This window comes from Clostridium neonatale (assembly GCF_900465025.1).
GTDB lineage: Bacteria > Bacillota > Clostridia > Clostridiales > Clostridiaceae > Clostridium > Clostridium neonatale.
Map to the genome: position 1 here is coordinate 285716 of NZ_UICR01000002.1, position 14485 is coordinate 300200.

Annotated in this window: 13 protein-coding genes; all 13 read right to left on the reverse strand. The window is 27.3% G+C overall.

Annotation, left to right across the window (positions count from 1 at the left end; genetic code table 11):
• Positions 1 to 170 precede the first annotated feature (170 nt).
• The 13 genes from CNEONATNEC86_RS12915 to CNEONATNEC86_RS12975 all read right to left on the reverse strand — a co-directional run bounded on the left by CNEONATNEC86_RS12915 (position 171) and on the right by CNEONATNEC86_RS12975 (position 14413).
• Positions 171 to 473: a hypothetical protein gene (locus CNEONATNEC86_RS12915; RefSeq protein WP_159136154.1), complete on the reverse strand. Its 303-nt coding sequence runs from the start codon at positions 471 to 473 to the stop codon at positions 171 to 173.
• 13 nt (positions 474 to 486) lie between these two features.
• Positions 487 to 1089 carry a polymorphic toxin type 50 domain-containing protein gene (locus CNEONATNEC86_RS12920; protein ID WP_159136155.1) on the reverse strand — a complete coding sequence of 201 codons (603 nt, stop codon included), beginning with the start codon at positions 1087 to 1089 and terminating at the stop codon, positions 487 to 489.
• A 338-nt stretch (positions 1090 to 1427) separates the two neighbouring features.
• Positions 1428 to 1673: a hypothetical protein gene (locus tag CNEONATNEC86_RS12925; protein WP_159136156.1), complete on the reverse strand. Its 246-nt coding sequence runs from the start codon at positions 1671 to 1673 to the stop codon at positions 1428 to 1430.
• A 32-nt stretch (positions 1674 to 1705) separates the two neighbouring features.
• Positions 1706 to 3889, reverse strand: a complete 2184-nt coding sequence (locus CNEONATNEC86_RS12930) for a phage late control D family protein (protein ID WP_243145360.1) — start codon at positions 3887 to 3889, stop codon at positions 1706 to 1708.
• A 143-nt stretch (positions 3890 to 4032) separates the two neighbouring features.
• Positions 4033 to 4359, reverse strand: a complete 327-nt coding sequence (locus tag CNEONATNEC86_RS12935; RefSeq protein ID WP_159136157.1) for a DUF4280 domain-containing protein — start codon at positions 4357 to 4359, stop codon at positions 4033 to 4035.
• Positions 4360 to 4370: 11 nt separating this feature from the next.
• Positions 4371 to 4898 carry a hypothetical protein gene (locus tag CNEONATNEC86_RS12940; RefSeq protein WP_159136158.1) on the reverse strand — a complete coding sequence of 176 codons (528 nt, stop codon included), beginning with the start codon at positions 4896 to 4898 and terminating at the stop codon, positions 4371 to 4373.
• Positions 4899 to 4954: 56 nt separating this feature from the next.
• Positions 4955 to 6370 carry a phage tail protein gene (locus CNEONATNEC86_RS12945; RefSeq protein WP_159136159.1) on the reverse strand — a complete coding sequence of 472 codons (1416 nt, stop codon included), beginning with the start codon at positions 6368 to 6370 and terminating at the stop codon, positions 4955 to 4957.
• An 18-nt stretch (positions 6371 to 6388) separates the two neighbouring features.
• A complete protein-coding gene (locus tag CNEONATNEC86_RS12950; RefSeq protein WP_159136160.1) occupies positions 6389 to 6991 on the reverse strand; it encodes a hypothetical protein in 603 nt (200 codons plus the stop codon).
• A 20-nt stretch (positions 6992 to 7011) separates the two neighbouring features.
• On the reverse strand, positions 7012 to 7788 hold the full coding sequence (locus CNEONATNEC86_RS12955) for a hypothetical protein (RefSeq protein WP_159136161.1): 777 nt from the start codon (positions 7786 to 7788) through the stop codon (positions 7012 to 7014).
• Positions 7789 to 7939: 151 nt separating this feature from the next.
• Entirely contained in the window at positions 7940 to 10591 is a 2652-nt protein-coding gene (locus tag CNEONATNEC86_RS12960) for an Hsp70 family protein (protein WP_159136162.1), read from the reverse strand.
• A 21-nt stretch (positions 10592 to 10612) separates the two neighbouring features.
• Entirely contained in the window at positions 10613 to 11311 is a 699-nt protein-coding gene (locus CNEONATNEC86_RS12965) for a hypothetical protein (protein WP_159136163.1), read from the reverse strand.
• Entirely contained in the window at positions 11308 to 12585 is a 1278-nt protein-coding gene (locus tag CNEONATNEC86_RS12970; protein ID WP_159136164.1) for a normocyte-binding protein, read from the reverse strand. Before CNEONATNEC86_RS12970 ends, CNEONATNEC86_RS12965 begins: the two co-directional genes overlap by 4 nt.
• The gene (locus tag CNEONATNEC86_RS12975) at positions 12578 to 14413 is read right to left on the reverse strand and encodes a PP2C family protein-serine/threonine phosphatase (protein WP_159136165.1); all 1836 of its coding nucleotides are present in this window, start codon (positions 14411 to 14413) and stop codon (positions 12578 to 12580) included. Before CNEONATNEC86_RS12975 ends, CNEONATNEC86_RS12970 begins: the two co-directional genes overlap by 8 nt.
• Positions 14414 to 14485: the final 72 nt, after the last annotated feature.

Genomic DNA, 14485 nt, shown 5'->3' on the forward strand with positions numbered 1-14485 from the left:
AAACATTAACCCTTTTAACTTCCTTAACTGCATTATTTAAGTTATGCAGTATTATTTTTTCTTTACTTTATTGATTTTATTATATATAACCATTAATCTTTTTTATGCAGTTACCTAAATTACTTTTTGCAGTTAAACTTGCTTTATAGAAAATCATTAAATATTTTACTCTAACCTCTACTCCATATCAGACTGCCATCTTCTAATTCAATCCTACTTATTGGGTATTTGTAAAATATTTCTATTAAACTATTTACTTTTATATCTTTAGCAACATCTGAATGTTGTAGTATGGATATAACTTTTACAACTGCAACATAATATTCTTCATATCCTTCTTCATCTAAATCCAATCCATTATCCGACTCATAAATTGTATCAGTTTCTCCAAGAATTTTACCTTCATCCTCAAATTCATAAATCAATTTAGTCCCATTTTCATATTTATCAATAGCTTTTATTAATTCATCCATATCATTCTCTCCTTTATGGTCTTGCTGGAATTATATGTGCACCATTTTTTCCATAGGTAATTATTCCTTTAGTTGTTTCTATATATATTCCAGTCTTTTCATCATAATATTTGCCTATTACTTTGCCGAAATCAACTCTTTCCTTATAATCATTAATTTTAGTTCCTTTTCCAGCAAAATCATCTAAAAGTTTATTTGGTTCCTCAATCAATATACTTTTCATTTTTCCATTAGATAATTCATTATTATAATTATTAGTACCTACTATATGCTTATCTTGATGACCTTGATTAACCTTAATTGGTTTCCCATTAATATATTTTTTCCTATCTATTATATCTACCTTTAATCCGTCAACAGCTTCAGCCGCCCCCTTAGTCCCCTTCTTAGATGCATCAATTATATCATCACTATTCTTAACAATAAATTCACCTACATCATCTGAATGCTTAGCCGCCTGTTTTAATCCAGTATCTAAAACTCCTGGTGCTATTATGCATGCTGCTAATACTGCTCTATTACATTCTTCACCTGTAACAATATCTTTTCCTGCTACAAAGATTATTGCATCTACGCCTACATCTATTGGGCTGAATCCTACCACAAAACTTGTCACTTCTCTAACAACACTGTTATTACACAATTTACAAAAATTAGTACTTTAAACTGACATTCCTTATTATATCCTTCTCTATTGTACAGCACAAATTTATATTTTTTATATCCCCCTGTGCCTATATAGCCACCTTCTTGTGCTATTCCAAAATATGTATTTCCTTTAATTCATTTTGCCAGAAACAAGCAGAAAGCTACTTTCTGCGCTTCTAAATTCTATAATTTTCTGTACAATAAGACTAGAAAATACCCTTGGAATCTTTGATTCCTAAGGATATTTTCTGGAATAGCTATTTGCAAAAATTATTTATTCAATAACCGAAATATAGTATAAATATTTTATAGAATCTCTCTTATTCTTCTAAAAATATAAATCATATATTTAAACATAAAATATATTATACTTCCTAAAATTACTGCCATTATAAAAAAAGCACCTATTAATATTAAATATTGAATTATTATTGGAATATCACTTTGTATAAATGTTACATTCCTTGAATGATTTATTTTTGTGAGTAAGAAAAAATACATAAATACTATACAACTAATATATAATTTATTTTTTAATAATGCTTTTATCATTATCATCCTCTCCTAACTATAATTTTATTATTTTATTCTACTGTTAACTTAATGCCACCTCCTACTATATCACAACCACCAATTTCAAACTCAAATTTACCATCTTTCACACCAATGGCAGCTTTAGCTCCAGCACCTCCTACATATCCTTTTTCAGTTAACTTTATTTTAATTCCCAAAATACTTATAGCTTGACTTGCTTCTATTTCATGTGCTACAACTAATGCTTCTGCAGAAGCATAAAGCTGGATATTATCATTTTTATTAATACCTAAATTTATATTTGCGCCAAGTGCTCCTTTTCCTATATCATAGCTCCCATCTGCTTGCCCTCCAATTTTTTTATCATCAGTTTTACCATTCATATCTATATCAATACCAGATACTTCTCCATTAAGGCCTAATTGCAAATTAGGTTTTACTTTCTTTTCATCACTATCATATAGCTGCATAACAAAATCATAACTTCCTTTAATATTTCCAACTCCTACATCGCAGTTTACTGGACCATAGTTTGAAGTTGGAATCCTTAACGAGCTAGCCTTATATTCACCATGTGGTTGAATCTTATCTGCTTTCCAAAACTCATCCTGATTATATGCTTGAAATGGATCAACTCCGCATGCTTCACTATCTAACACCTTACCTGGAAACCACTGTCCATTGGTAGCTTTTTTCCTTACCTCTACATTTTCATTATAATCGTTAAGTGGATCATATGGTTGTAATTTCATGATTTCTTCTTCTGTCCAAGTATTGATTTTTTCAGAAGTTTGTGTTATATACTTTGCCTGACTTCCTGCCAAAGCTGATGCTATAGCATTACCATTTGGATTAAACTTATTAAGTTGTATTTCTGCTCTAAGTGCAAGAAGTTCACCTAAATCAGGAATATCATCACTAAATGGGAAAAAGGGCTGTCTACAACTTCCATTCTCATATACAACAGTAGCTTCATTATAAAGTTCACCTTCAAGTGAAATAAACCCACCTTTACCTTTAGATACAATAAGTTTATTACTTCCACTAATAGATACATTTCCAGCACTCATACTTATTCCGCCTTGAGTACCTATATTTAGATTATTATTACTGCCTAGGCTTATTCCACTCTCATCATTAAAGCAGACATTCATGCCACCTCTATAAAAGTTTATGGCTCCTGGAAGCATATCTAAGTAGTTTCCACTTTCTGTTGCATAATATCTGTTATCTGGATTTGCACATCTTCCAAATGTAGATCCATTTTTTCTTACACATCCAGTTACTACAGGTCTATCATATTCATTTTGGAAATAAAGCATTACATTATCTCCAACTAGTGGCATTGAATAAAGTATATTTCCTGTTGGTGGTGCATAAACAAACCATGCAGCCTTATTTATATCCTGTTTTTCATCAATATTTAGTTTTAACTTTAATATTTCTCCTGTTGTTTCTAGTACTGTTCCTTCAAGAGACATTCCGTTTAGCTTCTCATTATAAATCTTTTCCTGCCATATGCCATTTTCTCTGCAAAACCTATACTTATATATCAATTCGCCTTTAATATATTCAGCTTTATATTGATTAATATAAAAATCTATATTTTTGAATTTTATAGAATCTCCAATTTTCATACTTTCTCTTAAGTTTACTTCATAATAGAAATAATCTGTATCATGAAGATTTCCATTCAATGCTGATATTTTATTATACTTGTCTAAATCCTTAACGGCATTATAATTGACATCATCATTTACTATATAAGATTTTCCTGTAGGTTTTCCAAAATAAAACATATTAGTCAAGTTTATTATATCAGAAATCAGCTCTAATCCCAACTGGCTTACTATCCTTTTTAAAAACTCATAATCTGTTTCTTTATATTGAAATAATGGCTTTTCAATTCTCATTGGCATACTCATACATTGTCCAAATCCAAAACCTGCATAATCTTTTAATATTTCATTAATTAAATCATCATAGCTCATATTCTCATCTTGAAAAGATCTGCTTTTTTCTTGTATATCTAATAATGAACTACTTGTTAATGCTTCTATTTCTAAATAATATATACCATCAATATTAGTTGTTCTAACATTTTCTATTATTCCATTAAATATTATTTCCCTTTTAACTTCTTTACTTTCATCTTCTTGTATCTCATATAAAATTACATTATCATTTGTGGAAGCTTCTATAGAATACCTAAAATTAATACTGTCATCTATCAAACATTTAAGATACAAATATCCATGTTCGTTTGGTTTATTTGTAACCTTAGCATCTTCTATTTTTAGTATTTCATAAGGACATTCTACACTTAATTTTCGAATTGCTTCCTTAATTATTGTAATCCCCTCCCTTTTATTTCCCCTTATTTTTGTCCGCTTGTTACAAATGTTATTATTCCGCCTTCACAACAGCAAGCAGTTGATTCTTCTGTGATAGCAGCTTGTCCTTCAACTAATGTATCTTCTTTAGGATTCTGCCAATCTCCAGTTACACTAGGAACACATATTTCTCCTGTCTTTGTACATATTCCAAAAAACGGTATATTAGCACCAGTTGCTGTATCTTTTTTATTTAAAATAGCCTCTCCTTTAACATAGCTTCCATGACTTACAGGTAAATTTATTTTCCTATCATGTGTTCCAAGTGAGCAGTGCATAAAAGCTCCTCTTACTACATACTCAACTCCCATAAAATCACTCCTTACTTTTCTGCTTCCAATCTTTCTAAAGCAATACCTTTAAAATCTCTTCTTAATAGACTTTCCGCTGTATCTAGCCTTACAACTATTAAAGTTTTATCACTTTCTTTAATTTTGAAGATTTTTTTGTTTTTTATCTTTTTTTCATCTAACACGATTTTTTTAACAATTGTTTTATTTAAATTAAATTCACTTTTTTCACTTAAAGCTTCAATTTCTTCAAATATAGGTATATAATAAACATTTTGCTCTTTCTTTTCATAATCAATTAATATAAGCATTTTAAAAATTATATTTCTATTATATTTTTCTAATATTTTCTTTAATTCTTTTGATATTAAAAATATCTGAGTATCAAGAATATCTAAGTAATCAATATTGTCGCTTGATTTAACATAAATACAATTATTATCTTCAATATTATCTGCTCTTAATAAATTCAAATCTCTTGTATTGATATTGTTAAATAAATCTATGATTTGCGGAGTATTTGAATATCTTTTATCTTGCTTTAATAAAAAATAATCCATAAATTTTTCCTTCCATTCTTATCTTATAGCTTAATTTATTTTTTCTGCCCTTTGACTTACTGTGTATTGATCTTAAACCCACTCATAACAATATCATCTTTAATTACAATACTTGCGCCATTTTGTGCTAATGTTACTCCTCCACCACCAGAGATTGAAACATATCCTCCATTTATTCCTATACTTGGAGCTGACATTGATATTGATTTATCACTATTTACTGTAATTCCATTCTTATCATTTAAAGTCATTGTATTTCCACTTGATAAAATATCTATTGCTCCTGGCCTCATTATTATCTGCTTGCCATATTTTGTTGAAAAACTTTTTACTGCTGGATCTTGCCTAGCTTGTGAATTTGTAGACTTAAGATCAACTGCATTTATAACGTAGCTGCTTCTTTCAATAGTATCTGGAAAATATAATCTTATTGCATCTCCAATCTCAGGCATACAGTACAATCCTGTTCCATCTGGTGATGAAAATACTGTTGAATAATGTATCCATATTGTTTTATCCACTGTATTTGAATATCCATCGATTTTAAGTGCTACCTTAACTATATCCTTTGTTACATCTATTATTTTTCCATCTAATGATGCTCCAGATATTTTTTCATTGAATATCTTCTTAACCATAGTTCCATTATCATCTCTTAAATAATACTTATTAGAAAGTATTCCATTTACTAAAGCTATCTCACACTTGTATACACTTAAGCTTTTTTCCTTAAAGGTTACTGAACTAAATAATTTTAAAATTCTATTAGTAGTGACCTCATAAGTTATAAAATCCACATCATTTAGTGGAACATTGCTGCTACTGCTGGCTTTAAGGTTATATTCTCTTAATCCCTTATTTATTGAATAATTAAACTCAGTTAAATTGCATGGTACACTTGCTCCACCTTTTCCTATAGAATATTTAACTCCACCTAATATACATTCTGGAATAACTGGAACATTAAAATGTGAAACCAGCCTCTTTAAGAATTCCCAATCTGTTTCATTATATTGAACAACTATTTTATCTATTATTCTTCCTGCTGATACATAATCTATCATTTGAACATTTCCATACATACTATTTATTTTGTTAAAGATTTCCCTATAAGCTAAGTTGTCCCCTTGAAAACTTCTGCATTTCTTTTCTATATCCATTAAATAAGTATTGCTCATAGCACTAACTTCTAATGTTTTTACATTATTAAAAGAATTTATTGATATATTAGTAACTCCACCATTAAAAACTTCAGTTATATTTCCTTCATTATCTTTTATAGATACTTTTATAACTGGAGAATTTCCTGATTCTTCTACATACCCATCATTTAATTCATCTGAAATAATGCCTTTAATATAAAACTTAGCATGTTCATTTATTTCTCTTATTAGTTTTAAATCTAATATTTTTTCAAATACATATGGCTCAACTATTATGTCCCCTTGTGTATACACATAATCTAAACTCATAAATTTCTCATCTCCTAACTATTTATTATCTATTAATTCTTCATTAGATATTTTTATTGTATTGACCATTTGAACTATAACATCATCTTTCCATTGTTTATGTTCACTATAGCTACAGCTAAAAGTTCCCATTAATGTCTTTCCTTGAAATTCCAGTAAAAATACAAAATTATATAAAAAGTCATCTATTGCTGAACTTTTATAATCAAAATACCCTATTTTCTTTTTATTTACCTCTAGTACTCCTTCATCAAAATATATGTTTGCTGGATTTAGTCTTTGGGTTATTGCCTTCATCATATCTTTTAAATTTTCTACATACTCATCACTCAACTGACTATCAATAAGCTTTAAGGTTATTGCAATGGCTCCAGTACTATTACTTTTTATTATTTCTGGTCTATTCTCTGATGGATACTTAAGCTTTCTTGCTTCAATTGGCATATCTTCAAATGTATTAGGTATATACATTTGAAATAATCCATCAAAAAACTCTGTTTCTTCAAATTCATAAAAACTCTTATTAATTTTGACTTGCCCTGAACATATGTCTTTTCTAAGTTCTTTTTCTTCTGCTGCATTAATATAGTCTAAAATTTTCTCATCCATTCCTTTTTCCAACTTTTATTACCTCCCTTGTGTTAATCAATCAATATCTTCTTACGTCCTCTCCCTTGTCTGCTATTTCCTCCTAAGCCTTCTTTTTCTCTCTTTAAAATATCTAAAAGATAAAAATAAATTTCTTCATTAGAATAATTTCTATTTTCTATTTCTAACTTGTAGTATAAATAATGCATTATTATTTCTTTCTCAATACTCTCTTTAGCTTGAATGCACATTGTTCCAAATGTTATATCCCAAGGTTCAATTGAATTACATCTTAAAATCTCACTTCCAAATGATCTTAAAATTATTGGAGATAATCCAGCCTCATAATTAGTTGAATGCAGTGAATAAATAATATTTACCGTATCATACTCTGTGCTTAAATCTTCAAATCCAGTATAATGAATTCTTAAATGTGCACCTTCCCTAAGAAAAAATCTGCAAAGTTCTATTTCATCTTCTTTTATTTCTATATTTTCATCTAAATAAATTTCTGTAGTGTTTTCTATAAAATCTTTATTTGTTATTTGTTCTAAAAAACGTATTTTAAGCACCATGAGCTTGTTATTACACTTATATTCAACCTCTTTATCTTCTTCTAAAATATAAATAACATCATTATGTTTGATTATTCCTCTTTTTATTATTAAAACTTCATCGTTAACATCTATTTCACAGCCATAAATTATTCCATTACAATATGATTTAAAAGTTATATCAATAAAGTTCCTTGGATAATCTCGAAGCTCATTAAGCATTTCTGTTTTTAAAAGTCTTCCTGCCTTAAATAATGGATACTTATTCTTAAACACTGAATCCTCCTTACGTTGTCTAATTTTATTTTTTACTCTTCTAATCGGATTATTTTTCTGCCAAGAAAAATAGATGAAATACTAAAATCAAAGAAATCCATCAGGATTTCCTCCTTAATTGTTAATTGTAAATTGTCAATTGTACATTGCCTCAGTTTGTTCCATCAAAAAAGTTTTTCTCCCATTTATCATTTTCAAAGTAAAAGAATTCTTCTTTTCCAATATACAGTTCATGATCTTGCCTAAGTATTGCAAGTACATAAAATCCCCACTGCTCTTTTTCTACCCACACAAAGAATTTCACTTCATTATTTTCAATATTATCTGTTTCGTATTGCTTTATATGAGGATATTTTTCTATAATATTTTTTGCATTTATAATTTCTAATTCATCATTATTAAATTTATAATCATATTCATATTTCACATTATTATTACTATCTTTTAAGTAAAGTTTTAAAAGTATTCTATCCATAAACCTAGAAACAAAGCCTCTATTTACCTCATTATTTTTTATAAGAGTAATTTCTTCACCACTATGTGTAAATGCTGTAAGAGTATATGGAAGTGTTAACGTCTTATTTTTTATCTGTATGTCTGCATATCCAAAATTCTTAGAATGTAAATACTTTAATGTACCCTTAAGACAGCTTAACTTTAAGTCATAATCTTCTTCTGAATCTTTTTTACTTTTATTTATTTCAATAATTCTTCCTGGAATAAACTCCTTTAATGCATCTTTAAATATATCTACCTTGCAGGATTGTCCAGTAAGTTTTATTAATGAATAATCATAAAGTTCATCATTTTCATATAGTTTTTCTAAGAATTTTTTTATAATTCCATAAACATCACCCTTAATAAGGCTGTTAATTTCATACGTTGTTACTGTTAAGCTTGGTGCCTGTTTTACTATTCTCAATGAATCTTCTGCTTTATATGAAAGCTTCCATTTATCAAATATAATAAATTCACTTTCTTCATCAGTTTCAACTGAATTATTTTTCACCTCTTCTGGAACTAAATTTATTTTTATAAGCTCAGGCCTTGCAAAAAATATTTTTTTAACTTCTTCTGCTAAATTAAATAAAAAGTAATAATTATTTCTAACTTTACAGTAGTCTTCTTTATTTCTAGTTTCATATGATTTGAACTTTGTTGGAATTATGTTTTCTGCTTTTTCATATTCATTGTCCAAAGTTTCATAAAGTTCTTTTATTCCATGTTTATCTATGCTTCTAAAAATATCTATTTTAAATTCATCAATAAGTGCTTTCTTAATTTCTACATAGTTCTTTTTTACTAACGCATCTGCCATAAGTATTTTTAAAAACTGCAATATTCTAAAGGTAATATTATTTCCTCCAAAATCTGTATCACCATTTTCATAAGAAGTTTCTATATTTATTTTGTAAGAAATCCTGTTATTTTTTATATTAAATGTAGCACCTGAAAGATCCGTCGTTCCCCCACCACAATCTATAATAAGTGCCTTATATTCTTCACCCTGCACATACTTATTTCTATCAATTAAATCACTTATAGTGTTATAAAGTACGCCGACACTTTCTTCTAACATATTTTCACTTTCTACATTGTAATCACTTAAGATTTCTTTAAATAATTTATGGAATTTATACTTTTGCTTTATAGGACATGAAATGTAAATATTTTTGAATTTACATTTAAATCTTTGGGTTGCTAAAGATATGACATATTCTAAATAAGCTTTTATAATATGCTTTCTTTTTATAAAGGTTGTTTTTCCATGAATATCTATTACTTTTTCACTTTTTTCAAAATCACTTATCCATCTTTTTATATCATAAAAAACAGTTAAACTATCATCTACATATCTTTTCTTTGATGCTGCCATTGCATCATATCCAAAAATATATTTTATTTCATCATCATTTTCATTTATATATTTAACTCCTACTATGCTTGGAATAAGTGGTGATAATACATAATCTTTTTTTGTTGTATCTACAAGCTTTACAAGCTTTACTTTCTCATCTTCATATAATTCATATTTTCTTTCTTTAATTAAATTTTCATTTAATCCATTAAAGACTTCCTTATCTATGTAAATTCCTGCTGTAGTGTTTGATGTACCAAAATCTATTGCAAGAGGCATGCTTGTCTCTTCTAATTTTTTTAATTCATATCTTAAGACTGGAACCGAAGAATATTCTATTTTTTTATCAATATCACTATTTACTCCTTCATAAATATCATAAAGAAGCTCTGATTCTTTTTCTTTAAAAAATAATAAATTGTAAAACTTACTTTTTCCCTCTCTTGCTTCTACATCTTTTCCTTTTACTAAAAAATATTTATAGCTGTTATTTTCTTTAATTTTTTTAATATTTAGTATTGTGCATATATTAAAATTACTATCAGCTAAAATTACATTTCCTTCTTCAATTTCTCCATCAATTTTTAGCTCATAATCATCATAGATTTCCATTGATAAGTTTTCATATATTATTATTTTTCCTGAGTAATCTGTAACATTACTTGAAACCTCTTTTTTTGAAACTTCTTTAATAAATTTTTCTATGTTATCTAATCCATCTTCAATATAATTATTAACAAGGCGATTATCCTTTTCACCTCTATATTTCATTATTAATTTTATAAGTTCTTCCTTATCAAGAGGATTAACTATGCTTTTAACTAGCTTTTCTTTAGCGCATATTTCTCTCAATTGAAAAGTGGTCATAAGAAGCAAATCTTTTTCTTTATAAGTTTTTGATATATCATCTTCTATTTTATGCAATTTATATGTGTATAACCCCATATTATCCTCTCATCTCCTTAACTACTCAACCATCATTATTTCATTAATATTCATAGTTTTTTCTTGGCCAATTATTCCAAAATGTTTATCCCAAAACAAAAAACTAGTCATATTTATAGGCAGAAATGTATCTACTATTGCATTTATCTTACCTTCAAAAGTCTCATTTTTATATTCACTTAAGTAAATGTAAATATCCTTTGGTGCATCTTTGCTCAAATATATTGTGCTGTATTTAAATATTTTAACTAACACTTTATTGAATAATTCTAAGGATGTTCCTGTCTTATATAAGGTTATTAAACTATTTAAAAATATGTCTTTTTCTTCTTTGTTAAAAAAATCTATATTTGTATTCAGGTCTTTTCCAAATACATTTTTCCTTATATCCTTTAATAGAAACATTTTATAAAATTCATTTTTTGAAAGACCACTTTTTAAATCCATCTCTCCTAAATAATGAATCAATATATCAAAGAGTGTATTTCTAAGTTCAATATTCTCTTCAAAATTACTATCAAATAGCTCCTGAAATATTTCTTGAAATCTATAAAACGAGTTTATTTCTATTTGTTTGTCTCTTGGAATATCTGTAAAATTAATCTCATCAAATGCTATTTCCATATATGGGCTGAATACTTTTGCCTGCTTAAATCTAATCTTTTCCCTGTTAACATTTTGTTCATCAGCTTTTAAAAAGATATCGTAAATGTAATTCATATTAATCGCCCTTCACATTTATACTCTGGATAAATAAATTGAACTTCACCTACTAGAAAGCTTAAAATATCATTATTTAAATAATCTTCCTTATTTCTAGACTCAAAATATAATACCAATGCCTTTTTCACATTATCTTCTCTTATTTCATCTATTATAAAATCATTTGCATCATATATTTCTCTGCTCTCTTCTTCAAGTAAATCCTCAACAACTACATCTTTAAATATTAATTTTTCAGAAATTTTAAATGATCCTATAAGTCTTGCAATTTCACTTTTACTTTTTATCATATATCTATTATTAAATAAAAATTTATTTGAAAAATTTATGTTCATATAGTTATTCATAATCTCATATTCATAAGCTCTAATCTTATCTTCCTTATAATTAACTATTTTATATATGCGCCATGTTACTGGGTTTGATATTTTTGATGTAAGTAAAATAGAATCATCTTTAAAAGTTACATAATTTATTTCTTCATCACTCGCATTAACTAAATACCCACTATCTTTTCCTTCTTTAGCTAAAGAAATATTATGTTCATAATTAATCTTATCTATGCAGGGTACTGGAAATCCGTTGCATTTCATCTTTATATTTTTAACATTCCATATTGGCACCATATCATATTTTATATATTTACTGTATTCTTCAAAGTCTATATCAATTTTCATAATACTTTCATCTTTTTCAAATTCACCTTCATAACTAACAAGCATTACTTTTGCTATTTTATTAACATATGGCATATTAAGTGTTTTCCACCTAATATTATTATTTATAAAAGCTTTATATAAGTTACTTATTTTATTTTTATATTCACTGTTTTCTATTACTTTAAAATAAGCTTCATGTGTTCCTTTATTTGTTGTTATAGTACCTTTAATTTTTAAATTACTATTTATAAATTTCTTAAAAATACAATAATCACATTTTAAAAATATACTGAATAATTCATATGTCTTATTGTTTCTTAAAGTTCCTAGTAAGTCTTTAATGTCATATGTCTTTTCTTCTTTGTCCTTCTCAATCATTGGAAAAAATATTTCATCTGTTATATCCAGTTCATTTCTTCTAATGATTGTTGAATATATGTTATATTTTTCTTCTACATATTCCACTTCATCAAAGACTCTTTCCTCTAGCTGTGCATATTTTTCATTTGAATATTCCTCGAGGGAAGAAAAAACACTCATCATTATTTTCTTTAATATGACCTTGTCATCTAATTCCTGTATATCATTTAACTTTTCATATATCCTATTCATTACTTTCACCACTGCTTTTCTCACCATTACTTGCTAATTGCTTATCTATTCCTTGGAGCATTTCATCTATTAATTTAACTTCTTCGTCTAATCCAAGCTGTGTATATATATCCTTTGATAATAGATATAGGACCTTTGCTGATTCTTTATCATCCTTAACAATTCTTGCATTGGCTTCTTTCAAATACTCATCTGCCTCATTTTTGAGATCTGCTTGCCCCTCTATTCTTTTATCTATAAGAGCCATTTTTTGATCAAGCTCATTTGCTAAAGAATAGTACTCATTTTTCTTAAAACTCTCTTTAGCTAAAGCATAATACATTTTTGCATTTACATAATCTCCAGAAATATAATTTTCATCACCTTTTTTTCTTAAATCTATAGCTTCATTTAAAGCATCTTCCTGCTCTTTTTGTAATTCTTTTTCCTCATCCTTAGCCTTTTCCTCATCTTCCTTTGCTTGTTTTTCTTCTTCCTTTTTTGCAGCAGCTTCTTCCCCTTGCGTATCATATATTTCTTTGAGTTTATCTATTGCTTCTTTCTTTTCATCTTTTAAATAATAATTACTAGCAAGTCTTTTTGCCTCTAGATAATTCGCTTCTGCTTCAGCGGTTTTACCTGCTTCTAATTGGGCATCAGCTAATTCTAAAAGATCAGATACACTGATGCAGGTTTTTGCTATATCAATTTTCTTTAAAATATAGCTTTTTGCTATATCGTCAATATCTTCACCTTTTTCTAAAGCTAATAAATATTGATCTAAAGCTTCTTCAAAGTTCTTTTCTTCTAGCTTTTTATCACCTTCAATTATTATTTCTGTATATTTACATCCAGCATCTATTTCTTTTATGTCATCTTTAAGCTTATATTTACTAGCAATTTTTAAAGCTTCATCATATTTTGAATTTGCTTTTTCAATATGATCATTTTTTATGTACTCTTCTGCTTCTTGTACATAATTATTCATATTTATAATTTGTTCTTTTTTCTTATTTTGTTTTATGTTAAATACAACCAATCCAACTATTATAACTAGAAGTATTGGAATTGCTGCCATTATAATTTTCTTTATTAATGCTTTTCTCTTTGGATTTATGTATGCCTTTTCTACATACGTAACTGCAAAAGTATAGTTTTCTAATTCTTTAAGTTGCTTTGATAAAATCATTTCTTCAACTCTATCAACAACTTCTTGTGGCTCTTTTGCACCTTCAAGTGCATCTTCTATTTCTTTTTCATCACAATTTTCCCATATACCTTTTGTAAGTAATGTAAATACATCACCATCATTAAGTTTTAATTTTTTTGAAATAAATGGTGAGCTTATTTTATTTTGACCTAAATAACACGATAAATTATTTCTTTCTATATGCCTAGCTGCTTTATCTAGTGGAATCATATAATCATCAAGCATTTCTTGTGTTAAAGATAAATCTTTACTTTTTTCCTTTAAATATCCATCCTTAAAGAAATAAAATCTCGAGTTTCCTATAGAAACATATCTAACTTTACTATAATTTGTTATAGCTATTGTCATAGATGCCTTAAGTCTTACATTTCTTCCACTATTTAAAATTTCATCATTTACTTTATTTAGATATCTTTTTATTATGGCTTTATTCATTGTAGGTCTTAATGTAAATAGTCTTATAAATTCTGTTACTGCAATTTTGCCTGTTTCTATTTCTGTATCTTCATCGATTCCATCACTTATTACATAACATGCCATTTTATCAAGCTCTACGAATGCAAAATAATCTTTATTTTGAAGATAACTTCCCTCTTCACTTATAAAGCTTGTCTTAAATTTTGAATTTAATTTTCTCATTTGCCCTCACCCTAACCTAATTTATATGATATTATCTAATTCACTCAAACCGCATAAAATAAGCAAATTCCT

What these genes read in the sequence shown, in the direction of transcription:
- CNEONATNEC86_RS12915 (WP_159136154.1), bottom strand. Translation starts at nt 473, where the DNA reads ATGGATGAATTAATAAAAGCTATTGATAAATATGAAAATGGGACTAAA.
- CNEONATNEC86_RS12925 (WP_159136156.1), bottom strand. Translation starts at nt 1,673, where the DNA reads ATGATAAAAGCATTATTAAAAAATAAATTATATATTAGTTGTATAGTA.
- CNEONATNEC86_RS12935 (WP_159136157.1), bottom strand. Translation starts at nt 4,359, where the DNA reads ATGGGAGTTGAGTATGTAGTAAGAGGAGCTTTTATGCACTGCTCACTT.
- CNEONATNEC86_RS12940 (WP_159136158.1), bottom strand. Translation starts at nt 4,898, where the DNA reads ATGGATTATTTTTTATTAAAGCAAGATAAAAGATATTCAAATACTCCG.
- CNEONATNEC86_RS12945 (WP_159136159.1), bottom strand. Translation starts at nt 6,370, where the DNA reads ATGAGTTTAGATTATGTGTATACACAAGGGGACATAATAGTTGAGCCA.
- CNEONATNEC86_RS12960 (WP_159136162.1), bottom strand. Translation starts at nt 10,591, where the DNA reads ATGGGGTTATACACATATAAATTGCATAAAATAGAAGATGATATATCA.
- CNEONATNEC86_RS12965 (WP_159136163.1), bottom strand. Translation starts at nt 11,311, where the DNA reads ATGAATTACATTTACGATATCTTTTTAAAAGCTGATGAACAAAATGTT.
- CNEONATNEC86_RS12970 (WP_159136164.1), bottom strand. Translation starts at nt 12,585, where the DNA reads ATGAATAGGATATATGAAAAGTTAAATGATATACAGGAATTAGATGAC.
- CNEONATNEC86_RS12975 (WP_159136165.1), bottom strand. Translation starts at nt 14,413, where the DNA reads ATGAGAAAATTAAATTCAAAATTTAAGACAAGCTTTATAAGTGAAGAG.